The sequence below is a fragment of the Nocardia sp. NPDC058176 genome (genome assembly GCF_042883805.1).
In the GTDB taxonomy this organism is placed as follows: Bacteria; Actinomycetota; Actinomycetes; order Mycobacteriales; family Mycobacteriaceae; genus Nocardia.
This window is the reverse complement of the sequence record NZ_JBHVVA010000010.1, coordinates 24351-46979: the sequence shown is the minus strand read 5'-3', so window position 1 is coordinate 46979 and position 22629 is coordinate 24351. Positions and strand designations below refer to the sequence as shown.

The following is a 22629-nucleotide window of genomic DNA, read 5'->3' as shown; positions in this document are numbered from 1 at the left end:
CTGCACAGGTTAGGTCGTCACGCCCGGCCGGGCCCGCCACCTCACCGATAGCCGCCGGTCCACGGCTGGTCGCCGCGCCCGCGGTCGGCCTCGAAGACCTGGTGGTAGAGCAGCGAGTGCACCTGCTGCACCTGGGGGATGTCGTCGTATTCGAGCGGCTCCTCCGAGGACGAGCCGATGATCAGCGTGCCGGTGCCCAGCATCCGGTCGACGACTCCGTGCCGGAACTGCACGCTGGAGATGCGGCTGAGCGGAATGTCGATGCCGGTGTGGGTGATCACGCCCTGGCGAACCAGCACGCGCCGCCCGGTGACGATGAAATGCGTCGACTTCCAGGCGATCACCGCCGCGATCACCCGCCAGCCGACCACGCCCACCCAGACCACCCCGATGAGCAGCAGGAGCACCATGCGCACCTGGTCTTCGGTGTTGCGCCAGGCCAGGCCACCGAGGAAGCCGGCGAGCGCGGTGGCGACGATCAGTGTGACGATGGGCCAGAACAGCATCTTCCAATGCGGGTGACGGTGCAGGATCAGCTGCTCGTCGGGCGCGAGGACATCCTCCGGGTAACCCATGACCGAACGATACCGCGCTGTGGCGCCGCATTTCTCGATGCCACGGCCGAGGCGATACTGTGGATTACACGCTAGATGCCAGGTTTTGCCCATATCTGCTTGCTCGACACCGACAGTGGAGGCACGCGTGACCAAAGATCTGACTCAGCTCGAAATCCTCACGGCCCTCGAACCTGTGGCCGAACAGAATCTGAACCGGCACCTGTCCATCGCCAAGGACTGGAATCCGCACGACTACGTGCCGTGGGAGGAAGGCCGCAATTTCGCCGCGATGGGCGGAATCGATTGGGAGCCCGGACAATCCAGGCTCACCGAGGTCGCCAAGGCGGCGATGATCACCAATCTGCTCACCGAGGACAATCTGCCGTCCTATCACCGCGAGATCGCCGAGAACTTCTCCCAGGACGGCGCGTGGGGCACCTGGGTCGGTCGCTGGACCGCCGAGGAGAACCGGCACGGCATCGTGATCCGCGACTATCTCGTCGTCACCCGCGGGGTGGACCCGGTGGCGTTGGAAGAGGCGCGGATGGTCCACATGACCGCGGGCGCGCACGCACCGGCGAACTGGGGCGGGTTCCTGGTCAACGTCGCCTACGTGACGTTCCAGGAGCTCGCGACCCGGGTCAGCCACCGCAACACCGGGCGCGCGTGTGACGACGCCGTCGCCGACAAGATGCTGGCCCGCATCGCCACCGACGAGAACTTGCACATGATCTTCTACCGCAACCTGTGCGGCGCGGCGATCGACCTGGTGCCCGACCAGGCCATGCCGGCGATCACCAAGGTGCTCACCAACTTCCAGATGCCCGGCGCCGGGATGCCCAACTGGCGGCGCAACGGTGTGCTGATGGCCAAGCACGGCATCTACGACCTGCGCCAGCACCTCGACGAGGTGGTGCGCCCGGTCCTCAAGCAGTGGAACATCTTCGAGCGCGACGATTTCGGGCCGCGCGCCGAGGCCGCGCGCGACGAACTCGCCCAGTTCCTCGACAAGCTGGAGAAGGACGTGCTGCGGTTCGAGGAGCAGCGCGACCGGCTGCTGGCCCGCGAGCGCGAGGTGGCCGAACGCAACGGGGTCGGCGCGGCCGCGCGGTGACGGACCGACCTGCCGCAGCACGCGAGACCGCTGCGGCAGGTCCAGCGTCGAGTAGCCGTCCGGGGTGCGCTCCGTCCGCGAGGTTCAGTACTGCCCGCGCAGATGCGAGACGTCGCCCGCCGAGACCGCGGTGTCGGCGATGAGCAGTCGGCCGGTGTCGTCGATCCCGGTCGCGACGCCGGTGACGACCTTGCCGCCGGGCAGCTCCGCCCGCACGTCCAGCCCGATGGTGGCGCAGCGGTCGCGGTAGGCCGCGGCCAGTTCGTCGCTCGCCCAGCCCGCCCGCTCCCAGGCGGTGAAGCGGCGGGCGAACTCGGTGAGGATCGCGGCCGCGAGCGCGGTGCGATCGGTATCGGAGGCACCGGCCACGGCGAGCGAAGTGGCATGCGGGACAGGCAGTTCCGATTCGGCGAGGTCGACGTTCATGCCGATCCCGACCACCACCGCGGGCGCGATCCCGGTCGCGGCCACCTCGGCCAGGATGCCTGCCAGCTTGCGCCCGTCGAGCAGAACATCGTTGGGCCACTTGAGTTCCGGGGACACCCCGGCGGTGCCGCGCAGCGCGTCGACGACGGCGATCCCGGTCAGCAGCGGCAGCCAGCCCAGTGCGGCGGGCTCGATGCCGGGCAATCGCACCAGGATCGACAGCGAGATCTGGGCGCGCGGCGGGCTCACCCACGCGCGGGCATGCCGCCCGCGCCCGCTCACCTGTTCCTCGGCCAGCAGCGCGTGCCGGTCGACGGCCGGATCGACGGCACGGGCCACCAGATCGGCATTGGTCGATCCGGTCGATTCGACGACGTCGATCCGGTCGTAGAACAACGGTGCCGGAGCGGCGAGGGAGCTGCGCAGACGCGGCGCGTCGATCGGTGCCCTGTTCATTCCCGGCAGGCTACCCGCCGCCGACCGTGAACGATCATGACCACAACCACCTGCAGTTTCTCTACTGACCGGTAAACCGGACTGCCGTAGTGCGACACGGTGTCACTCGTTACACTCGCAACCCATGACGAGTGTCCAGCAGCAGCCCGCATCGGAATCGGCGGGCGCCCCCGACATCCACACCACCGCCGGGAAGCTGGCTGATCTGCGGAATCGGCTGGATGAAGCGCAACACCCGATGGGTGAGGCCGCGGTCGACAAGGTGCACGCCAAGGGCAAGATGACCGCGCGTGAGCGCATCCTCGCCCTCGTCGACGAGGGCTCCTTCGTCGAGCTCGACGCCCTCGCCAAGCATCGCAGCGTGAATTTCGGCCTGGAGAACAACCGCCCGCTCGGTGACGGCGTCGTCACCGGCTATGGCACCATCGACGGCCGCGACGTGTGCCTGTTCTCGCAGGACGTCACCGTGTTCGGTGGCTCGCTCGGCGAGGTGTACGGCGAGAAGATCGTGAAGGTCATGGACCTGGCGATCAAGACCGGCCGTCCGCTGGTCGGCATCAACGAGGGCGCGGGCGCGCGCATCCAGGAGGGCGTGGTCTCGCTCGGCCTCTACGGCGAGATCTTCCACCGCAACGTGCAGGCCTCCGGTGTGATCCCGCAGATCTCGCTGATCATGGGCGCCGCGGCCGGTGGCCACGTGTACTCCCCCGCGCTCACCGACTTCGTGGTGATGGTCGATCAGACCTCGCAGATGTTCGTCACCGGTCCCGACGTGATCAAGACCGTCACCGGCGAAGAGGTCACCATGGAGGACCTCGGCGGCGCGCACACCCACATGACCAAGTCCGGTGTGGCCCACTACGTGGCCTCCGGCGAGCAGGACGCCCTCGACTACGTCAAGGAGCTGCTGGGCTACCTGCCGAGCAACAACCGCGCCGAGGCCCCGCGGCACGCGCCGAGCGATCCGATCGAGGGCGCGATCGAGGACTCCCTCACCGACGAGGACATCGAGCTCGACACGATCATCCCGGACTCGCCGAACCAGCCCTACGACATGCACGAGGTGATCCGTCGTCTGCTCGACGACGACGAGTTCCTCGAGGTGCAGGCCGAGCGCGCGATGAACATCATCTGCGGCTTCGGCCGGGTGGACGGGCGCAGCGTCGGCATCGTCGCCAACCAGCCGACCCAGTTCGCCGGCTGCCTCGACATCGACGCCTCGGAGAAGGCCGCGCGCTTCGTGCGCACCTGCGACGCGTTCAACATCCCGATCATCACCCTGGTGGACGTGCCCGGATTCCTGCCCGGCACCGGCCAGGAATACAACGGCATCATCCGCCGCGGCGCGAAGCTGCTCTACGCCTACGGCGAGGCCACTGTGGGCAAGATCACGATCATCACCCGCAAGGCCTACGGCGGCGCCTACGACGTGATGGGTTCCAAGCACATGGGTGCCGATGTGAACCTGGCGTGGCCGACCGCGCAGATCGCCGTGATGGGTGCTTCGGGCGCCGTCGGATTCGTCTACCGCAAGCAGCTGTCCGAGGCCGCCGCGAACGGCGCCGATGTCGACGCTCTGCGCCTCGAGCTGCAGAACGAGTACGAGGACACCCTCGTGAACCCGTACGTCGCCGCCGAGCGCGGTTACGTCGACGCGGTCATCCCGCCCTCGCACACTCGTGGCCAGATCGTGTCGGCGCTGCGACTGCTCGAGCGCAAGATGGTGACCCTTCCGCCGAAGAAACACGGCAACATTCCGCTCTGAAAACGCGATATCCCGGATAGGCCGCGCACACTGGTTGCCTGGACGCAACTATTGATCGGCGCGTCCCTACCGGGAATGATCGCGGTTACCGCGCTGTGACATCGAAGCACCACGCTTCGGACCGGGGACAGATCTCCCGGACGAGGCAGGAAGGATCTGGCACTGTGACAACTGTGGCAGAAGAAGACGTGTTGACCGCCGCCGAGCTGGAGCTCGTCGTCGAACCACTCGTCGAAGAGGTCGAACTGTCCGTGAGCGCGGTGGCCGAGGAGCCGGTGGCACCTGTCGGCGAGCCGTTGTTCCGCGTCATCAAGGGCGCACCCACCGATCAGGACATCGCGGCGCTGGTCGCCGTGCTGAGCGCGGCGGCCGCCGAGGCACCCGCCGCGGGCACGCGCGGTCCGGTCGACGCCTGGGGCGAGCCGACGATGATGCACCGGGGTACCTCCCCGTTCGCCCCGTACGCGTACCCACTGCTGTCGCACCTGCGCTGACGCGGGTGACGAGACTGGTACTGGCCTCGGCCTCTCCCGCCCGTCTCGGAGTTCTGCGCACGGCGGGCATCGATCCCGTCGTGCGCGTCTCCGGAGTGGACGAGGACGCCGTCGCGGCCGCTCTTCCCCCTGACACCACCCCGGACGAGATCGTCGTCGCCCTGGCGCGCGCCAAGGCGGTCGACGTCGCCGCGGTGATTCCCGAACTCGCCGCCGACTGTGTCGTCGTCGGCTGCGATTCGATGCTGCTCGTCGACGGACAGCTGCAGGGCAAACCGCACACCCCCGAGGTCGCCCGCGAGCGCTGGGCGGGCATGGCCGGACGCAGCGCGGATCTGCTCACCGGGCACTGTGTGCTGCGGCTGCGCGACGGCGTGATCGTCGCCGAGTCGGCGGAGTGCAGCTCCACCACCGTGCATTTCGCGAAGCCGGGGCCCGATGAGCTCGACGCCTACATCGCCACCGGCGAACCGTTGCAGGTCGCGGGGGCGTTCACCCTCGACGGTCTCGGCGGCTGGTTCGTCGACCGGATCGACGGCGACCCGTCGAGCGTGATCGGGATCGGCCTACCGCTGCTGCGCAGGCTGCTCGAAGACGTCGGCGTCGGTGTCACACAGCTGTGGCGGGACGCGCGGGGCTGACGGCGCCACCACCCGCTGTTCCCCCGTCGTCGCCGCGGGTTCCTCCGCTGCCAGCGTCAGTTCCAGCCGGGCGGTGCACAGTTCGGGCTCGATGAACGGGTGCAGCCGCACCTCGACGCGGCCACGGGCTCCGTTGCGCTCGAGCACTTCCCGCATCAGCCCCACGTGCACGCCGCACACCACCTCGGCGTGCGAGCGGGCGAGTTCCCGCAGCGGGCAGGCGGTCAGGTTGATCTGCACGTGCTCGGCCGTCTCGCCGACCAGTTCCTTCTCCGGCGCGAATCCGAGTTCCGACATCAGCGACATGGTGATGTCGCGCGCGTCGGCCAGTGTCTCGACCGGCTGGGTGCCGATGTCCATCCTGGCGCCCCAGGCGCGGCCCGCCTCGACGGCGGCGGCGGAGCGGCTGATCGGGTCGGGGCCGAGCTGGTCGGCCAGCACCTGCGCGAGCTCCTGGTAGCCGACCGAACGCTGCACCGCGCGATAGCCGATGCGGGGGCGGCCACGGCCGCGCGGCGGCTGCTGGAATTGGCGAACCAGCGATTCGCGGGTGAGGACGTCGAGGTGGAATCGGACGGTGGTGACGTGCTGTCCGGTGATCCTGGCCAGTTCCTGGGCATCGAGGGGCTCGGTGGCGCCACGTAGGATCGCGAGCAGTCGTCGTCGCGGCCAAGAATCGGACATAGCTCACCCCTCCTCTCCAGAGACTTTATCGGACGCAAGTGCGCTTTATTCGTCCATTGTGTCGATTCGTGATGTGCCAACACACACTTACCATCGGCTGCGACCGCAACCCCGCCGCACCCGCCCAACTCTCGCGTGAAGGACCACATACCGTGCCCGTTGCCCCGGATTCGCACCCCGCCTTCGGTTCCTACGCAGTCCCGCATCGATTGGTAACCACAGAATGGCTCTCCGCAAACATCGGCGTGCCGGGTTTGAAGATCATCGAGTCGAATGATGACATCCTGCTCTACGACATCGGCCATGTCCCCGGCGCGGTCAAGATCGACTGGCGTGGCGATCTGAGCGACCCGGTGACCCGCGACTACATCGACGGCGCGCGCTTCACCGAACTGATGCGCGCCAAAGGGATCGGGCGCGCGGACACCGTGGTGATCTACGGCGATCGGGGCAATGCCCAGGCCGCGCACACCGCCTGGATCTTCACCCTGTTCGGCCACGAGGACGTGCGCCTGCTCGACGGCGGCCGCGACGCCTGGATCTCCGAGGAACGCGACACCACCTTCGACCTGCCCTATCCGGCGCCGAGCGACTACCCCCTGGTCGAGCGGGACGACACGCAGGCGCGGGCCTTCCGCGAGCAGGTGCTCGCCCGGCTCGGCGATCCGCTGGTCGACGTGCGCTCGGCGCACGAGTACGCGGGCGACGACAAGGCGCTCGATCAGGATTACGCCACCTTGCGCGGTGGTCACGTGCCGACGGCGGTGAACATCCCCTGGACCCAGGCCGGCACGTCCGACGGCCGTTTCCGGTCACGGGCCGAGCTCGACGCCGTCTACGGCGCGCTGCCCGCGGAGGATCTCGTCGTCTACAGTCGGCTCGGCGAACGGTCGAGCCACACCTGGTTCGTCCTGACATTTCTGCTCGGTCGCAGGTCGGTCCGCAATTACGATGGATCCTGGATCGAGTGGGGCAACTCGGTGCGGCTGCCGATCACGCGCGGCACCGAACCGGGCAGCGCCGTGGCCCCGCGCGGCCCGATCAATTGAAACGTGTTCACATCACAGCCCGGCGCGTACTGTGACCTGCGGCCTACTCGACAGTAGGGCTAGCCGAGTTCGAGCCGTGTTGGCACACTGCCTACACTCGCCCGAGATGAAAGTTGTCGATATCGGCACGGGGCCTTCGACGGCGAACCGTTTCCGAAGCGACCATGAATAATGCACACAGGAGGCTCAGTGCCCAGCCATGCCAGCGCACGGATCACGAAGGTACTCGTAGCTAACCGCGGCGAGATCGCGGTCCGCGTGATCCGGGCTGCCAAGGACGCGGGGATCACCAGCGTCGCGGTGTACGCCGAGCCCGATGCCGACGCGCCCTTCGTGAAGCTCGCCGACGAGGCGTTCGCCCTCGGCGGTCAGACCTCGGCCGAGTCGTACCTCGTGTTCGACAAGATCCTCGACGCCGCCGCCAAGTCCGGCGCCGACGCCATCCACCCGGGTTACGGCTTCCTCTCCGAGAACGCCGACTTCGCCCAGGCCGTCATCGACGCCGGGCTGATCTGGATCGGCCCCTCGCCGCAGTCCATCCGCGACCTGGGCGACAAGGTCACCGCGCGCCACATCGCCGAGCGCGCCAGCGCGCCGATGGCCGCCGGTACCAAGGACCCGGTCAAGAACGCCGACGAGGTCGTCGCGTTCGCCAAGGAGTACGGCGTCCCCGTCGCCATCAAGGCGGCGTTCGGTGGTGGTGGCCGCGGCATGAAGGTCGCCCAGACCATCGAGGAGATCCCCGAGCTGTTCGAGTCGGCGACCCGTGAGGCCGTCGCCGCCTTCGGTCGTGGCGAGTGCTTCGTCGAGCAGTACCTGGACAAGGCCCGCCACGTCGAGGCCCAGGTCATCGCCGACCAGCACGGCAACGTGGTCGTCGCCGGTACCCGCGACTGCTCGCTGCAGCGTCGCTTCCAGAAGCTGGTCGAGGAAGCCCCCGCGCCGTTCCTGTCCGACGCCGTGCGCGCCGCCATCCACGATTCCGCCAAGCGCATCTGCCGCGAGGCCGGGTACTACGGTGCCGGCACCGTGGAGTACCTGGTGCAGGGCGAGACCGTGTCCTTCCTCGAGGTGAACACCCGCCTGCAGGTGGAGCACCCGGTCACCGAGGAGACCGCGGGCATCGACCTGGTGCGTCAGCAGTTCCGCATCGCCAACGGCGAGGAACTGACCATCAAGGAAGACCCCACCCCGCGTGGCCACTCCTTCGAGTTCCGGATCAACGGTGAGGACGCCGGTCGCGGCTTCCTGCCCGCCCCCGGACCGGTCGCGGTCTACCGCGAGCCCACCGGCCCCGGCGTGCGCGTCGACTCCGGTGTGGTGCAGGGCAGCGTCATCGGCGGTCAGTTCGACTCGATGCTGGCCAAGCTGATCGTCACCGGCGAGAACCGCGAGCAGGCGCTGCAGCGTGCGCGCCGCGCGCTGGCCGAGTTCGAGGTCGACGGCCTGGCCACGGTCATCCCGTTCCACCGCGCGATCGTCGAGGACCCGGCCTTCATCGGGGACGGCGAGAAGTTCGACGTCTACACCAAGTGGATCGAAACCGAGTGGAAGAACACCGTCGAGCCGTACACGGCCGGTGGCGTCGCCGAGGACGAGGACGAGGATCTGCCCCGGCAGAAGGTCGTGGTCGAGGTCGGTGGCCGTCGCGTCGAGGTGTCGCTGCCCGGTCAGTTCACCCTCGGTGGCGGTGCGGCCGGTTCGGCCGGTAACGGCGTCGTCCGCAAGAAGCCCAAGCCGCGCAAGCGTGGCGGCGCCGGTGCCGGTGCGGCCTCCGGTGACGCGGTCACCGCGCCCATGCAGGGCACCGTCGTGAAGGTGGCCGTCGAAGAGGGCCAGACCGTCGAGGCGGGCGACCTGATCGTGGTGCTCGAGGCCATGAAGATGGAGAACCCGGTCAACGCGCACAAGTCCGGTGTGGTCACCGGGCTGGCCGTCGAGGCCGGTGCCGCGATCACGCAGGGCACCGTGCTGGCGGAGATCAAGTAGTAGGCACGACGTTCACGGGCGCCGGTCGATTGCGATCGGCGCCCGTTGCCGTTCGGTCGAAGCCCCGGCCCACCGGGTGCCGGTGGGCGAGGTTCGGCCCGGCCGAATCGGCGCCGTCGGCATTCGCCGAACAGCGTTTGCAGCGCGGGTTAACGGGCGGCGAAGATCACTGTCGGCGCCGGTCCGATGCGCGGAGGCTGTCGTATCGTGGATCGGGTGACCAGTACAGCGCGCACCGATGAACCCAGCTCCTCGCCGGGTGCGGCCACGGTGGCCGAGGTCATCGCTGCACGCCAGAGCGCCGGGCACCGCGATGACGGTCATCGGCTCGCGCTGGTGATCGAGGGTGGCGGCAGCCGCGGGGTCTATTCGAGTGGCATGGTGCAGGCGCTGGAGGAGCTCGGTCTGGCGAGCATCTTCGACGCGGTCTACGGCACCTCCGCGGGCGCGATCAACGGGGCCTGGCTGCTGTGTGGGCGGGCGGCGACCGGGATGCGGTCGTGGACCGATCCGACGATCATGCGCCGGGTGGTCGATCCGGTCCGCATCCTGCGTGGGCGTCCGGTGTTCGATCTGAACTATCTGGTGCATCGGGTCTACGACGGCATCGAGCCGATGGACTTCCCGGCGATCCTGGCCAATCCCACCAGCTTCCATCCGATCGCCACCGACATCCGCACCGGTGAGGCGGTCGACCTCGCCCCCCACATCGTCGACAAGCCCACCCTGCTGACCGCCCTGCGGGCCTCGGCCGGGCTGCCGCTGCTGGCGGGTCCGCCGGTCTCCCTGGGTGGTGGCAGCTACTTCGACGGCGGCCTCACCGAAACCGTCCCCATCCGTACCGCCGTGCGCGCCGGCGCCACCCACGCCCTCGTCCTGCGCACCCGCCGCACCGATGAGCTCCGCCCACCCGCGTCCCTGCTGCACCGCGTGGTCGGCGGCGGGTACATGCGCGCGATCGCCCCCGGCGCCTACCGGGCCTGGTCCCAGCGCCCCGGCCAGCAAGCCGTCGAGGACGCTTTCCTGGCCTCCCTCGACGAGCAGGCCCTCCAGATTCATCCCCCGGCCCACGCTCCCGACATCGACAGCGCCGCCCGCGACACCACGCTGCTCACCCAGGCGCTCGATCTCGGCCGCGCCGCCGTCCATGCCATCCTGGGCGATCGGCCTCTTCCTGCCTGACCCGTCCTGATCGCCGTCACGCCCTGGCCGCCGCCTTCGCCGACCGCGTCACCGTCCTCGACACTGGCCAGGCGAACCGGATATCGAAACCCCCCAGTATGGGTGACCCGAACACTCGGGGCACCGGTTTTGCGGTATTTCCCGGTCCGATCCGCTCCCATAGCGTCTCTCCCGCACGGCTTTTCGGACCGTAGGAGTGGTGGATGGTGTCAGGGGTGTTGGCTCAGCGTGAGCTCGAGGCCGTCGGTGGCGACCTCGAGCAGGAGGCTGTGCGGCGGTGGCATCCGGCGGTCCGCGTGCTCTTCCGGTTCGGGTTCGTCGTCGTCGGGATCGGGATGGCGGGCGTGTGGTTGCTGCACGCGCTGCTGCGTACCTTCGGACTGCCGCCGGAAGCGGTGGGCGCAGTCGGCCGGTGGACGGCGCTCTCGCCACTCACCGACTGGATCGGCGCTCATGTCTTCGACGTACCGATCGATTACACCGTCACCGGCAGTGGTGACACCGCGGCGAAGTGGGTGGCCGCGTTCACCCTGATCCTGGTCGCGATCCCGGTCACCGTCGCGTGGTCGGTGCTCGACCGCCGACGCCCGAACTACACCCGCCTCTACGGGTGGTTCCGGCTGTTGCTGCGCCTCTCGCTGGCCAGCGCGCTGCTGCTGTACGGGATGATCAAAGTGCTCCCGACGCAGATGTCGTTCAATCTCGAACGGCTGGTCGAGCCGTTCGGCCACATGAGCCCGATGGCGGTGCTGTGGGCGCAGTCGTCGCTGTCGGAACCGTACGAAATGGCTTTGGGCGCAGCCGAAGTCGCTGCGGGGCTGCTGCTGATCCTGCCGCTGACGGCGGGCCTCGGGTCCGTGCTCGCCGTCGTCGTGGCCATGCAGGTCGTGCTGGTGAATCTCACCTTCGATGTGCCGGTGAAGCTGTTCGCCCTGCAGATCCTGCTGTACGCGACGATCCTGGCCGCGCCCCACATCGTCCGGATCGTGCGCGCCCTGTTCGGCCGCGCGGTCGACGCCGTCGAGCCCGCACCGCTGCTCGCCACCCGGCGCGGTAATCGCGTCCTCGTGACCGCCCAGGTGCTGCTGGGTGTGTGGCTGCTCGCCGCCATGACCGTGGAGGCGTACGACGGCTGGCACACCTACGGCAACGCGCGCCCCAAGTCGCCGCTCTACGGAATCTGGAACGTCACCGAGTACTCGGTGGCGGGCCAGGAGGTACCCGCGCTGATCGACTTCCGCGCAGCGTCCGAGGCCGCGATGCCGAGTGCCACCGAACGATTCCGCCGCATCATCTTCGACATCCCCCAGGGGATGACCGCGCAGCGGCTCGACGATTCGCTGGTCTCCTTCCCCGCCCGCGTCGATACCGACCAGCGCACCATCACGCTGTCGCGGGACACCGACCACCAGTGGAAGCTCGCGCTGTTCGATTACGTTCAGCCGCAACCGGATCGATTGATCCTGGAGGGCACCGTCGCGGGAAAGCCGGTGCGGATGCGGCTGGACCAGGTCGACCTCGCGCAGTTCCCGGTGGTGTCGCGCGGGTTCCACTGGGTGCAGGCCACGCCCTACTACCGGTAGGCACACGATGCGCCCGCACTATGCTCGCCCCGTGGAACCGATCGAGATCAACGCAGGGTCCTGGTACCTGCGCGCCCTGCGCGCCGACGAACGCATCGACGATCGCCCAGCCCTGGCCGACGGCGGCATCACCGACCCCGACTACGTCACCACCCGCTCCACCCAGTGGGCCGACGAATCCCACTTCTCCTGGGCGGTCTGCGTCCCCACCACGGCCGAACTGGTCGCCGAGATCGGCGTGACACCGGGCCCGGACAACACCGCGACCGTCACCGGCTGGGCCCGCCCCGGCGAGGACGAGGCACTGGCCGCCGGCCTGGCCTCGGTCCACCGTTTCGTCGCAGGAGCCCTCGGCCTCACCGTCGCCTCGGCCTGACCATCGTCCCGATACCCGCGACACACGCGCTCAGCGGCTCGTAGACGCCCAGTAGCGCCACCGCGGCGACAAGTGTGTCGAAGCCGCGGTGGCGCGAAACTGCGGGATGCGGTTGTCCTACACCGGTTCTCGCATGAGCACCGCGTCCAGCGCGTCAACCGCCCGCACGAGTTCCTCCTCGGTCACCGTCAGCGGCGGCCGGAACCGAATACCCCGCTCGCCCGTGCCGAGCAGCAGCACGTGCTGGCGCTCCCGCATCACCGTCACCACCCGATCGCGCAGGTCCGGCGTGGCCAGCGTGATCGCGCACATCAGCCCGCGACCACGCACCTCGCTCACCGCGCCGGGATGGGCGGCGGCGAGCTGGCCGAGCTGATCGCGCAGGAACGCGCCCAGCGGCCCGGCCCGCTCGATCAGCCGATCGCGTTCCAGCACTTCGAGAATCCGCCGGGTCCGCACCATGTCGGTGAGGTTGCCGCCCCAGGTGGAGTTGAGCCGTGAGCTCACGTGGAAGACGTTGTCGGCCACCTCGTCGACCCGCCCGCCTGCCATGATCCCGCAGACCTGGGTCTTCTTCCCGAAGGCGACCACATCGGGCGCGAGCCCCAATTGCTGGTAGGCCCAGGTGGTTCCGGTCATGCCGACGCCGGTCTGCACCTCGTCGAGGACGAACAGCGCGTCGTTGTCGTGGCACAGCCGCTGCATGGCGCCGAGGAATTCCGGGCGCAGGTGCCGGTCGCCCCCTTCGCCCTGGATCGGCTCGGCGATGAAGCAGGCGATGTCGTGCGGATGGTCGGCGAAGGCCTGGGCGGCCTGGGCGATGGCGCGGGCTTCGAGTGCGGCGATGTCGGGGCCGGCGAAGGTGTGCGGGGTGTCGATGCGCGGCCAGTCGAATTTCGGGAAGCGCGCGGTCTTGACCGGATCGGTGTTGGTGAGCGACATCGTGTACCCGCTGCGGCCGTGGAAGGCGCCGGTCAGGTGCAGCACCTTGGTGCCCAGTTCCGGTGCGCGGCCGTGCGCTTCGTTGTGCCTGCTCTTCCAGTCGAAGGCGACCTTGAGCGCGTTCTCGACCGCGAGCGCACCACCGTCGACGAAGAACAGGTGCGGTAACTGCGGATCACCGAGGACGCGGGCGAAGGTGTCGACGAAGCGGGCCATCTCCACGGTGTAGATGTCGGAGTTGCTCGGCTTGTTCAGCGCGGCGGTGGCCAGTTCGGCGAGGAAGCGTTCGTCACCGGCCAGCGCGGGGTGGTTCATCCCGAGCGCGTTGGAGGCGAAGAAGCCGAACATGTCCAGATAGGCCGTGCCGTTGATCTCGTCGATGAGCGTGCGGCCATGTGACTTGTGCAGGTCGAGCACAAGGTCGAAGCCGTCCGCGAGGATGTGCGAGGACAGGATTTCGTGGACCCGGTTGGCGGGGGTGACCGCCGCGCCGGGGCGCTCCAGTTCGATGGTCACGTTCCCGAGGGTACGCAAATATTTACGGAACCTCCACGTTTTCGTGGATTTATTACGAAGAATCGTTACCTGTCGTAGAATGTCTGCAGGATGATGGTGCTGCGCGTCCGCACGTTGGCAGTGGCTCTGATCTCCTGCAGCAGCTGTTCCAGATGCCGCGGTGAGGCCACCCGAACCAGCAGGACGTAGCTCTCCTCGCCCGCCACCGAGTGGCACGCCTCGATGCCGGGGATGTGCTGCAACAATGCGGGCGCGTCATCGGGCTGGGACGGGTCGAGAGGAGTGATCGCGACGAATGCCGACAGCAGGTGTCCGAGCGCTTCGGGATCCACGTGCGCCGCGTAGCCGCGGATCACCCCGCGCGCCTCGAGCCTGCGCACCCGCGACTGCACCGCCGAGACCGAGAGGCTGGCCTTCTCGGCCAGATTCGACAACGTGGCGCGACCATCGCTCATCAGTTCTTTGATCAATAGTCGATCGATGTCGTCGAGCTGGGGCCGAGCCGGTGTATCCGCCATCAGCGAAGGCTAACCCAGCACGGGGGTCGCGCGGGCAAGACTTCTTCCTGTTCCCCCACTGAATTCGACCGAACTTTTCCGTGAGCCGTACCAACCAGTAGAAGGTGAACAGGCGATGACTCAGACCGTGACCGAGCACTTCTCCGAGCAGCTGTCGTTGCGCGCCAGGGCGTTGCTGCACGGCATGGGCGCCGAACTGCCGACGCCCGGCACGCTGCTCGCACGCTCGCCGATCTCCGGCGGCATCCTGTTGCCGCTGACCATCGACACCCCGACCACCGTCGACGCCGCGATCGGCCGGGCGGCAGGCGCTTTCCCCGCCTGGCGCACGGTGCCCGCGCCGGTGCGCGCCGGACTGGTGCGCCGGTTGGCCGAACTGCTGGTTGCCCATCAGGGTGAGCTGGCCGAGCTGGTGACGCTGGAAGCGGGCAAGATCGGCGCCGAAGCGCTCGGCGAGGTGCAGGAGATGATCGACGTCTGCGAGTTCGCGATCGGTCTGTCGCGCCAACTCTACGGCGCGACAATGCCTTCCGAGCGCCCCGGCCATCGGCTCATGGAAACCTGGCATCCACTCGGCGTGGTCGGGGTGATCTCGGCGTTCAACTTCCCGGTGGCGGTGTGGGCGTGGAACACCGCGATCGCGTTGGTCTGCGGTGACACGGTGGTGTGGAAGCCCTCGGAGACCACCCCGCTGACCGCGCTGGCCTGCCACACGCTGCTGCGGCGCGCCGCGGTCGATGTCGGCGCGAATCCGGAAGTGCACCAGCTGGTTCAGGGCGATGCCGCGGTCGGCCACGCGCTCGTCGACGATCCACGCGTAGCGCTGCTCAGTGCGACCGGCTCGGTGCGGATGGGCGCGGCCGTCGCGCCCAGGGTGGCGGCGCGGTTCGGCCGGTGCCTGCTCGAACTGGGCGGCAACAATGCCGCGATCGTGGCGCCGAGCGCGGATCTGGACCTGGCGGTGCGCGGCATCGTCTTCGCGGCGGCGGGCACGGCGGGGCAGCGCTGTACGAGTCTGCGCCGGTTGATCGTGCACCGGTCGATCGCCGACGAGGTGGTCGGGCGGCTCGCGGCGGCGTATACCCAACTGCGCGTGGGTAGTCCGCTCGACGAGGGGGTGCTGGTCGGGCCGCTGATCGACGAGCGTGCCTTCACCGCGATGCAGGAGGCGCTGTTGCAGGCCAGGCAGGAAGGTGGCGAGATCGTCTGCGGCGGTGAACGAGTCGCCTTGATCGGGCCCGACGCCTACTACGCGCGGCCCGCACTGGTCCGGATGCCGAGGCAGACCGAGCTGGTGCGCGAGGAGACCTTCGCGCCGATCCTCTACGTCCTCACCTACGACGATTTCGACACCGCCATCGCGCTCAACAACGATGTCTCCCAGGGGCTTTCGTCGTCGGTCTTCACCCTCGACCAGCGTGAGGCCGAGCGTTTCCTGTCCGCGGACGGCTCGGACTGCGGCATCGCCAATGTCAACATCGGCACCTCGGGCGCGGAGATCGGTGGCGCGTTCGGTGGCGAGAAGAACACCGGCGGTGGGCGCGAATCCGGTTCCGATTCCTGGAAGGCCTACATGCGCAGGGCCACCAACACGGTCAACTACTCCAGCGAGCTCCCGCTGGCCCAGGGGATACATTTCGGCTGATCAGGAACCGATTTCGTCATCCACCCCGTGCCGTGTAGAGTGGTGTTTACGACGCGGGATGGAGCAGCTCGGTAGCTCGCTGGGCTCATAACCCAGAGGTCGCAGGTTCAAATCCTGTTCCCGCTACTACGACGAAGGCCCCGGAGTTTCGACTCCGGGGCCTTCGTCGTTCATCCGCCCATTCGCAGCGTCCAGTGGCCTCGGTGGTGCAGCCGGGTGATGCTCGCCGGGGCGATGTCGGTGCGCCAGAACGACTTCGCCGGTGCGTCGAGCACGACGAGCACCGCCGCCCTGATCACCGCCGGATGCGTCACCGCGACCGTGTCATGGCCCGAGGAGGCGATCTCGGCCAGCCAGAACCGCACCCGGTCCACCAGATCGGTCACCGATTCGCCGCCGTGCCCACGGAATTCGGGATCGGTGAGCCAGGAGAACAGCTGATCCTGTGCCAGATCACCCATCTCACTCCCCCGCCACGCCCCCGCGTCGAGATCCCGCAACCGCGAGTCCGGCTCCCCCACCAACCCCAGCGCCTCCGCCGTCTCCCGCGCCCGCCGCTCCGGCCCGGTCCGCACCCGCGCCCCCGCCAGCGGCACACAGGCCCGCAACGCCACCCGCCCGGCCTCGTCCAGTGGTTCGTCAACAGGAAAACGCGCCTTACGTACCGCCTCGGTAAGGCCATGGCCGACCAGATCGACTCTCAGCACCGTTTGCACGAGAATCCAGAGTAGCGTCGGTCACATTTTCGACGGCACCCACCACCACCGAGCGCAGGTCGGTGGGTCCGCGGGATTGTCGGTGGGGCGGTGCACACTGAGGGCATGGATCGGTTCTCGCCTGCTACTGCGCAGTGGTTCGACGGCGCCTTCCCCGGGGCGACGGCGGCGCAGGTCGGGGCGTGGGAGGCGATTGCGGGTGGGGAGAACACGCTGGTGATCGCGCCGACGGGGTCGGGGAAGACGTTGTCGGCGTTTTTGTGGGCGATTGATCAGTTGGCGCAGCGGGGGCCGGTGGAGTCGGGGGAGGTGCGGGGGACGTCGGTGCTGTATGTGTCGCCGTTGAAGGCGTTGGCGGTGGATGTGGAGCGGAATCTGCGGGCGCCGCTGGTGGGGGTGACGCAGACGGCCAAGCGGTTGGGGCTGGATCCGCCGGAGATCTCGGTGGGGGTGCGGTCGGGTGATACTCCGGCGGCGCAGCGGCGGGCGATGCAGCGGACTCCGCCCGACATTCTCATCACCACGCCCGAGTCGCTGTTCCTGTTGCTGACCTCCGCGGCCAGGGAGACGCTCGCGCAGGTGAACACCGTGATCGTGGACGAGGTGCACGCCATCGCGGGGACCAAGCGTGGCGCGCACCTCGCACTGTCGCTGGCCCGGCTGGATCAGCTCACCGAGCGGCCTGCACAGCGGATCGGGCTGTCGGCGACGGTGCGGCCGCCGGAGGAGGTCGGCCGGTTCCTCGTGGGGAACGCGCCGATCACCATCGTGCGACCGCCCGCGCCGAAGACCTTCGACCTGTCGGTGCGGGTCCCGGTGGCCGACATGACCGATCCTGGCGATTCCGACCAGCCGGGCTCGATCTGGCCGCATGTCGACGAGGCCATCGTCGACCTGGTGCTCGAGCATCGGTCCTCGATCGTGTTCGCGAACTCGCGGCGGCTCGCCGAACGGTTGACCGCGCGGCTCAACGAGGCGTACGCGGTCCGGCTCGGTGAGCCGGTGGCGACCGAGCACAAGCCGCCCGCGCAGCTCGGGCCGTCCACCGAGGTGATCCACGGCGCGGAGCAACTGCTGGCGCGGGCCCATCACGGGTCGGTCAGCAAGGAGCAGCGGGCGATCATCGAGGACGATCTCAAGACCGGTCGGCTGCGCTGTGTGGTGGCGACCAGCAGCCTCGAACTCGGCATCGACATGGGTGCGGTCGACCTCGTGGTGCAGGTGGAGGCGCCGCCGTCGGTGGCCAGTGGCCTGCAACGAGTGGGTCGCGCCGGGCACCAGGTGGGTGAGATCTCGCGGGGCGTGCTGTTCCCCAAGCATCGCACCGATGTCATCCACTGCACCGTGGCCGCGCAGCGCATGCTGAACGGCCAGATCGAGCTGCTGCAGATTCCCGCACACCCACTCGACATCCTCGCCCAGCAGACCGTCGCCGCGTGCGCGCTCGAACCCATCGATGTCGACGCGTGGTTCGACATCGTCCGCTCGACCGGCAGCTACGCCAACCTCCCCCGCTCGGCCTACGAATCGGTGCTCGACCTGCTGTCCGGGCGCTATCCCTCCGACGAGTTCGCCGAACTGCGCCCGCGCGTGGTGTGGGACCGCGACGCCGGCACCCTCACCGGCCGCCCCGGCGCCCAGCGCCTCGCCGTCACCTCCGGCGGCGCCATCCCCGACCGCGGCATGTTCGCGGTGTTCATGGTGGGCGAAAAGGGTTCGCGGGTGGGTGAACTCGACGAGGAGATGGTCTACGAGTCCCGGGTGGGCGATGTGTTCGCCCTCGGCGCCACCAGCTGGCGCATCGAGGAGATCACCTTCGACAGGGTCCTGGTCTCCCCCGCCTTCGGCCTCCCCGGCCGCCTCCCGTTCTGGCACGGCGACGGCCTGGGCCGCCCCGCCGAACTCGGCGCTGCCCTGGGCGAATTCGTGCGCACGGCCGGACAGGTGTCGGCCGACGACATGACCCGAATCGTGGCGGGCATGGGCCGCGACGGCACCACCACCGAGGCGACGTCGCGTGATGGGGTTGCTCTCGGGGAGCTGGGCAAGTCCGGTTCTCGGCTGGATGACCTGGTGCGGACTGCCGGGCTGGATCAGAACGCGACCGCGAATCTGGTGGGGCTGCTCGAGGAGCAACGCACCGCCACCGGGCAGCTGCCCACCGATCGGACCCTGGTCGTCGAACGGTTCCGGGACGAACTCGGTGACTGGCGACTGGTTCTGCACTCGCCGTACGGCACTCCGGTGCATGCGCCGTGGGCGTTGGCGGTGGGGGCTCGGTTGCAGGAGCGGTTCGGGGTGGATGCCGCGCCGACCGCATCCGATGACGGCATCGTGGTGCGGTTGCCCGACACCACCGACGAACCACCCGGCGCGGAACTGTTCGCCTTCGAACCCGACGAGATCGACGACCTCGTCACCGAGCAGGTGGGCGGTTCGGCGCTGTTCGCCTCGCGGTTCCGCGAGTGCGCCGCCCGCGCGCTGCTGCTCCCCCGCCGTGACCCCGGCAAGCGGGCTCCGCTCTGGCAGCAGCGGCAGCGCTCGGCCCAATTGCTCGATGTGGCACGCAAATTCCCGCAGTTCCCGATCCTGCTGGAGACGGTGCGCGAATGTCTGCGCGATGTGTACGACCTGCCCTCGCTGCGTGACCTGCTCACCAAGGTCGCCCGCCGCGAGGTGCGGATGATCGAGGTCGAGACCGCGAGCCCGTCCCCCTTCGCCAACGCCCTGCTGTTCTCCTACATCGGCCAGTTCCTCTACGACGGCGACAGCCCACTGGCCGAACGCCGCGCCGCCGCACTGGCATTGGACTCCAGCCTGCTCGCCGAACTCCTCGGCCGCGTCGAACTCCGGGAGCTCCTCGATCCCGAGGTCATCGCCCTCACCGAACGCGAACTCCAACGCCTCACCCCCGAACGCCACGCCCGCGACGCCGAGGGCCTCGCCGACCTCCTGCGCCTCCTCGGCCCGCTGACCCCGGAGGAGGCGGCCGCGCGATGCGTGCCACGTGGTGGGGCCACCATCTCTGCCGATGACCCCCGGGGCGCCGACCCTGTCGCAGGCAATGGCACCGTCGACGCGGAGCGAGACGGGGATTCCGGCGGGGCCGACGAGCGCTCCCGAATCGATGACTCTCCGCTCAGCGAATCCGATGCCCCCGCCTGGTTCGCCGAACTGCGGGATGCGCGCCGGGCACTGGAGGTCTCGTTCGCGGGGCGCACCTGGTGGGTGGCGGTGGAGGATGCGGCGCGACTGCGGGACGCGCTCGGGGTGCCGTTGCCGATCGGGGTGCCCGCGGCGTTCATCGAGCCGGTGCCCGATCCGCTCGGTGATCTCGTCGGCCGGTATGCCCGCACGCACGCGCCGTTCACCACCGCCGATGTGGCCGCCCGATTCGGACTCGGCACGGCGGTCGCGGTGACCGCGCTGCATCGGCTGCTGGCCGAGAAGCGGGTGGTGGAAGGCGAATTCACGCCCGACACGGCAGGTACCGAGTGGTGTGATGCCCAGGTGCTGCGCCGCCTGCGCCGCCGCTCACTGGCCGCTGCGCGACACGAGGTGGAACCGGTGTCCACCGCCGCGTTCGGCCGGTTCCTGCCCGCCTGGCAGCACGTGGGTTCGGGCGAACTGCGCGGCGTCGACGGCGTCGCCACCGTGGTGGAACAGCTTGCGGGCGTACCGATCCCGGCCTCGGCCTGGGAGTCGCTGATCCTGCCGACGCGGGTCCGCGACTACTCCCCCGCCATGCTCGACGAACTGATGGCGACCGGCGAGGTGATCTGGTCCGGCCACGGCGCCATCACCGCCCGCGACGGCTGGATCGCCCTGCACCTGGCCGACCAGGCCCCCTTCACTCTCCCCCCACCCGACGACATCGACCCCACCGACACCCAACTGGGCCTGCTCGCCGCCCTCGGCGCCGATCTGGAGCCGTGGCCCCCAGCCGCCGACCAGCACCCCCCGATCAACCTCGACGCACCGGACACCACCCCACCGCCCACCGCTGCGAACGAGCGTCACGAAGGACGGCCGCGAAACTCCGCTCGCATCCAGCAGCCCGACGACACGACGAGCACCGAACCGAAGGGCGCGTACCGGAGCAGCCCTGGGCCGAACAACACCAGGCCGAAGAACGGGCCAGACACTTCGCGGCGGCTCCCGTCCACCTTGCGTGGCGGCGGTGCGTACTTCTTCCGGCAGCTCGCCGATACCACCGGCCTGCTCGACGACAAGGCGGTCGGCGAGGCGCTGTGGCAACTGGTGTGGGCTGGTTACGTCTCCGGTGACACCTTCGCGCCTGTGCGTGCCCTCCTGTCGGGCACCGCGCGCAGCACCACCGCACACCGCACCCCGCGCCGGGCGCCTCGGGGGCGCGCGTACCTGCCCCGGCCGTCGATGCCGACCAGGACGGGTCCACCGAATGTCACCGGACGGTGGTCGATCCTTCCGGAACGAGTGCAGGACAACACTGTTCGCGCACACGCCACGGCCGACCAGCTCATCGAGCGGTACGGGATCCTGACGAGGGGCTCGGTCCAGAACGAAGGTGTGCCCGGCGGTTTCGCGTTGATGTACCGGGTCCTCACCGAGTTCGAGGACCGCGGCCGGTGCAGGCGCGGCTATTTCGTCGACACACTCGGCGGCGCCCAGTTCTCCACCACCGACACCGTCGACCGGTTGCGTTCCTTCGACACCGACCGGGACGGTTCTCGCGTGGGTGTCGCGCTCGCCCTGGCTTCGTGCGACCCGGCCAATCCCTATGGCGCGGCACTGCCCTGGCCCAAGGGCGATGTCGAGGGCGGGCATCGTCCGGGCCGCAAGGCGGGCGCGCTGGTGGTCCTGGTCGGTGGTGAGCTGGTGCTCTACCTAGAGCGCGGCGGCAAGACCCTGCTCAGCTTCACCGAGGACCCCGGGCTGCGTCGCGTCGCCGCCGACGCGCTCGCCGGACTGGTCCGCGATCGCCGGGTCGACTCGCTGGTCATCGACAAGATCAACGGGGAAACCGTGCACGGCAACGCCTTCGTGGACTATCTCGTCGAGGCGGGTTTCGCGGTGACCCCGCGCGGGCTGCGGCTGCGCAGGCAGGTGTAGCCGAATGCCCGAGGGCGACACCGTCTTCCGCACCGCGGAACGGCTGCGCGCGGCACTGGTCGGCAAGACCCTGACGCGCAGCGACTTCCGGGTGCCCCGCTACGCCACGGTCGACCTGGTCGGCGATCTGATCACCGAGGTCGGCAGCTACGGCAAGCACCTGTTCATCCGCACCGATCAGGTGAGCATCCACACGCACCTGAAGATGGAGGGCGAGTGGCGGGTGTTCCACTGCGGCCAACGCTGGACCAAACCGCCGGTCACCGCGCGTTTGGTGCTCGCCAACGACGAGGTCGAGGCGGTCGGCTTCGCGCTCGGCAAGGTCCAAGTGCTGCGGCGCGCCGAGGAGCACACCGTCATCGACCACCTCGGCCCCGACCTGCTCGGCCCGAACTGGGACGCGGCCGAGGCGCTGCGCCGACTCACCGAGTACCCGCGCCGCGCGATCGGCCTCGCCCTGCTGGACCAGCGCAATCTCGCGGGCATCGGCAACATCTACCGCAGCGAGATCTGCTTCCTGCGCCGCGTCCACCCCGCCACCCCGGTCGGCGAGATCGACGACCTGCCCGCCCTCGTCGACGAATCCCACCGCGTCCTCGGCAAAGCCGCCCACGAGCCGCCCTGGCGACCGATGGTCTACGGCCGCACCCGCCGCCCCTGCCCACGCTGCGGAACCGCGATCGTCTCCCGGCTCCTCGGCGAGGACGACCCCGCCGACCGCATCACCCAGCGCGAACGCGGCATCTACTTCTGCCCCCGCTGCCAGCCAACCCCCACCCCTTGAGCGCCGCCCCGCGACGCTGCCCTGCCGACCGCACGAACCACGGAACGCGCTCGACCTGGACAAACCACCCGGACCGCTCGCCGGAACCTCGGGCGAACCCG

18 protein-coding genes and 1 tRNA gene are annotated in these 22629 nt (G+C 69.1%); 13 read left to right on the top strand and 6 right to left on the bottom strand.

What is annotated here, in order from left to right:
• Positions 1 to 41 precede the first annotated feature (41 nt).
• Positions 42 to 575: a PH domain-containing protein gene (locus tag ACFVVM_RS31905; protein ID WP_387625927.1), complete on the bottom strand. Its 534-nt coding sequence runs from the start codon at positions 573 to 575 to the stop codon at positions 42 to 44.
• Positions 576 to 702: 127 nt separating this feature from the next.
• Here ACFVVM_RS31905 and ACFVVM_RS31900 point away from each other — a divergent pair, with 127 nt between their 5' ends.
• Complete coding sequence (locus ACFVVM_RS31900) at positions 703 to 1671, top strand: acyl-ACP desaturase (RefSeq protein WP_387625925.1); 969 nt, start codon at positions 703 to 705, stop codon at positions 1669 to 1671.
• Between the two features lie 84 nt (positions 1672 to 1755).
• On the opposite strand, the gene ACFVVM_RS31895 is transcribed toward ACFVVM_RS31900, so the two are convergent.
• Positions 1756 to 2553, bottom strand: a complete 798-nt coding sequence (locus ACFVVM_RS31895; protein ID WP_387625923.1) for a biotin--[acetyl-CoA-carboxylase] ligase — start codon at positions 2551 to 2553, stop codon at positions 1756 to 1758.
• A 124-nt stretch (positions 2554 to 2677) separates the two neighbouring features.
• On the opposite strand from ACFVVM_RS31895, the gene ACFVVM_RS31890 reads away from it, so the two are divergent.
• From ACFVVM_RS31890 to ACFVVM_RS31880, 3 genes are all read left to right on the top strand, one after another.
• Positions 2678 to 4318: an acyl-CoA carboxylase subunit beta gene (locus ACFVVM_RS31890; protein WP_387625921.1), complete on the top strand. Its 1641-nt coding sequence runs from the start codon at positions 2678 to 2680 to the stop codon at positions 4316 to 4318.
• Positions 4319 to 4482: 164 nt separating this feature from the next.
• Complete coding sequence (locus ACFVVM_RS31885; protein ID WP_387625919.1) at positions 4483 to 4812, top strand: acyl-CoA carboxylase epsilon subunit; 330 nt, start codon at positions 4483 to 4485, stop codon at positions 4810 to 4812.
• Positions 4813 to 4817: 5 nt separating this feature from the next.
• Positions 4818 to 5453 (top strand): Maf family protein, encoded by a 636-nt coding sequence (locus tag ACFVVM_RS31880; protein ID WP_387625917.1) that lies wholly within the window; start codon positions 4818 to 4820, stop codon positions 5451 to 5453.
• Here the strand turns inward: ACFVVM_RS31880 and ACFVVM_RS31875 are convergent.
• Complete coding sequence (locus tag ACFVVM_RS31875; protein WP_387625914.1) at positions 5379 to 6137, bottom strand: helix-turn-helix transcriptional regulator; 759 nt, start codon at positions 6135 to 6137, stop codon at positions 5379 to 5381. The two genes, ACFVVM_RS31880 and ACFVVM_RS31875, sit on opposite strands and share 75 nt — an antisense overlap.
• Before the next feature lie 152 nt (positions 6138 to 6289).
• Between ACFVVM_RS31875 and ACFVVM_RS31870 the strand changes: the two genes are divergently transcribed.
• From ACFVVM_RS31870 to ACFVVM_RS31850, 5 genes are all read left to right on the top strand, one after another.
• A complete protein-coding gene (locus ACFVVM_RS31870) occupies positions 6290 to 7186 on the top strand; it encodes a sulfurtransferase (protein WP_387625912.1) in 897 nt (298 codons plus the stop codon).
• Positions 7187 to 7375: 189 nt separating this feature from the next.
• Entirely contained in the window at positions 7376 to 9175 is a 1800-nt protein-coding gene (locus ACFVVM_RS31865; RefSeq protein ID WP_387625910.1) for an acetyl/propionyl/methylcrotonyl-CoA carboxylase subunit alpha, read from the top strand.
• Between the two features lie 216 nt (positions 9176 to 9391).
• On the top strand, positions 9392 to 10357 hold the full coding sequence (locus ACFVVM_RS31860; protein ID WP_387625908.1) for a patatin family protein: 966 nt from the start codon (positions 9392 to 9394) through the stop codon (positions 10355 to 10357).
• 203 nt (positions 10358 to 10560) lie between these two features.
• A complete protein-coding gene (locus tag ACFVVM_RS31855) occupies positions 10561 to 11940 on the top strand; it encodes a DoxX family protein (protein WP_387625906.1) in 1380 nt (459 codons plus the stop codon).
• 31 nt (positions 11941 to 11971) lie between these two features.
• Entirely contained in the window at positions 11972 to 12316 is a 345-nt protein-coding gene (locus ACFVVM_RS31850; RefSeq protein WP_387625904.1) for a hypothetical protein, read from the top strand.
• Between the two features lie 117 nt (positions 12317 to 12433).
• Here the strand turns inward: ACFVVM_RS31850 and lat are convergent, their stop codons facing one another.
• Positions 12434 to 13774: an L-lysine 6-transaminase gene (lat, locus tag ACFVVM_RS31845; protein WP_387625902.1), complete on the bottom strand. Its 1341-nt coding sequence runs from the start codon at positions 13772 to 13774 to the stop codon at positions 12434 to 12436.
• Positions 13775 to 13839: 65 nt separating this feature from the next.
• Positions 13840 to 14292 (bottom strand): Lrp/AsnC family transcriptional regulator, encoded by a 453-nt coding sequence (locus tag ACFVVM_RS31840; RefSeq protein WP_071926582.1) that lies wholly within the window; start codon positions 14290 to 14292, stop codon positions 13840 to 13842.
• Positions 14293 to 14407: 115 nt separating this feature from the next.
• Between ACFVVM_RS31840 and ACFVVM_RS31835 the strand changes: the two genes are divergently transcribed.
• Both ACFVVM_RS31835 and ACFVVM_RS31830 read left to right on the top strand, forming a co-directional pair.
• Positions 14408 to 15937, top strand: coding sequence for an aldehyde dehydrogenase family protein (locus tag ACFVVM_RS31835; protein WP_387625899.1), 1530 nt, complete (start codon positions 14408 to 14410; stop codon positions 15935 to 15937).
• A 52-nt stretch (positions 15938 to 15989) separates the two neighbouring features.
• Positions 15990 to 16063 (top strand) — tRNA-Met (locus ACFVVM_RS31830).
• 44 nt (positions 16064 to 16107) lie between these two features.
• Here ACFVVM_RS31830 and ACFVVM_RS31825 read toward each other — a convergent pair.
• Positions 16108 to 16653, bottom strand: coding sequence for a histidine phosphatase family protein (locus tag ACFVVM_RS31825; RefSeq protein ID WP_387625897.1), 546 nt, complete (start codon positions 16651 to 16653; stop codon positions 16108 to 16110).
• Positions 16654 to 16758: 105 nt separating this feature from the next.
• On the opposite strand from ACFVVM_RS31825, the gene ACFVVM_RS31820 reads away from it, so the two are divergent.
• The gene (locus ACFVVM_RS31820) at positions 16759 to 21744 is read left to right on the top strand and encodes a DEAD/DEAH box helicase (protein ID WP_387625895.1); all 4986 of its coding nucleotides are present in this window, start codon (positions 16759 to 16761) and stop codon (positions 21742 to 21744) included.
• A 4-nt stretch (positions 21745 to 21748) separates the two neighbouring features.
• The gene (locus ACFVVM_RS31815; RefSeq protein ID WP_387625893.1) at positions 21749 to 22528 is read left to right on the top strand and encodes an Fpg/Nei family DNA glycosylase; all 780 of its coding nucleotides are present in this window, start codon (positions 21749 to 21751) and stop codon (positions 22526 to 22528) included.
• The last annotated feature ends 101 nt before the right edge of the window (positions 22529 to 22629 follow it).

Excerpts from the sequence above, each read along its gene's own strand:
- ACFVVM_RS31905 (WP_387625927.1), bottom strand. The coding sequence starts at position 575 with ATGGGTTACCCGGAGGATGTCCTCGCGCCCGACGAGCAGCTGATCCTG.
- ACFVVM_RS31895 (WP_387625923.1), bottom strand. The coding sequence starts at position 2,553 with ATGAACAGGGCACCGATCGACGCGCCGCGTCTGCGCAGCTCCCTCGCC.
- ACFVVM_RS31890 (WP_387625921.1), top strand. The coding sequence starts at position 2,678 with ATGACGAGTGTCCAGCAGCAGCCCGCATCGGAATCGGCGGGCGCCCCC.
- ACFVVM_RS31875 (WP_387625914.1), bottom strand. The coding sequence starts at position 6,137 with ATGTCCGATTCTTGGCCGCGACGACGACTGCTCGCGATCCTACGTGGC.
- ACFVVM_RS31855 (WP_387625906.1), top strand. The coding sequence starts at position 10,561 with ATGGTGTCAGGGGTGTTGGCTCAGCGTGAGCTCGAGGCCGTCGGTGGC.
- ACFVVM_RS31840 (WP_071926582.1), bottom strand. The coding sequence starts at position 14,292 with ATGGCGGATACACCGGCTCGGCCCCAGCTCGACGACATCGATCGACTA.
- ACFVVM_RS31835 (WP_387625899.1), top strand. The coding sequence starts at position 14,408 with ATGACTCAGACCGTGACCGAGCACTTCTCCGAGCAGCTGTCGTTGCGC.
- ACFVVM_RS31820 (WP_387625895.1), top strand. The coding sequence starts at position 16,759 with ATGGATCGGTTCTCGCCTGCTACTGCGCAGTGGTTCGACGGCGCCTTC.
- ACFVVM_RS31815 (WP_387625893.1), top strand. The coding sequence starts at position 21,749 with ATGCCCGAGGGCGACACCGTCTTCCGCACCGCGGAACGGCTGCGCGCG.